At 68.2% G+C, this 535-nt stretch carries 1 pseudogene; it reads right to left on the bottom strand.

The annotated features are described in order from the left end of the window. A pseudogene (locus IH61_RS45460) lies at positions 1-493 on the bottom strand (condensation domain-containing protein); the annotation flags it as partial. Positions 494-535 lie beyond the last annotated feature (42 nt).

The raw sequence follows: 535 nt of genomic DNA, 5'->3' as shown, positions 1-535 counted from the left end.
GGTGAGGGCCACCTGCCGCTCGAACAGTTCCGCCAACGAGGCGTCGGGCAGCGCTAGTTCGGTGCGGTTGACCTCGACGAGCGTCCGGTGCCGTTCCTGGGGGGTGAGGATCTCGATGTGGCTGAGCGGCTGCTCGGGTTGGGCGGTCACCTCATCCAGGAGGCGGATCCAGCGGTCGAAGATCTCCCGTACGGTGGCCGCCTCGTAGAGGTCGCTGGAGTACTCGACCTCGCCGGTCAGCCCCTGGGGTTCGCCGTCCGGTCCCCGCCGCTCGGTGAGGCTGAAGAAGAGGTCGAACTTCGCCGTTCCCGTCCAGGGGGTGGTGGGCGAGGGTGCGGGTGGGGTTGAGGACTTCGACGAGGTATTCGAAGGGGACGTCCTGGTGGGCGTAGGCGGCGAGGGAGGTTTCGCGGACGCGGGTGAGGAGTTGGGTGAAGGTGGGGTCGCCGGTGGTGTCGGTGCGTAGGACGAGGGTGTTGACGAAGAAGCCGATGAGGTCGTCGAGGGCCTGGTCGGTGCGGCCGGCGATGGGGCT

This window comes from Streptomyces sp. NRRL WC-3742 (assembly GCF_000720635.1).
In the GTDB taxonomy this organism is placed as follows: Bacteria; Actinomycetota; Actinomycetes; order Streptomycetales; family Streptomycetaceae; genus Kitasatospora.
Note: the sequence above shows the minus strand (reverse complement) of the source record. Positions and strands in the feature narration are given on the sequence as shown.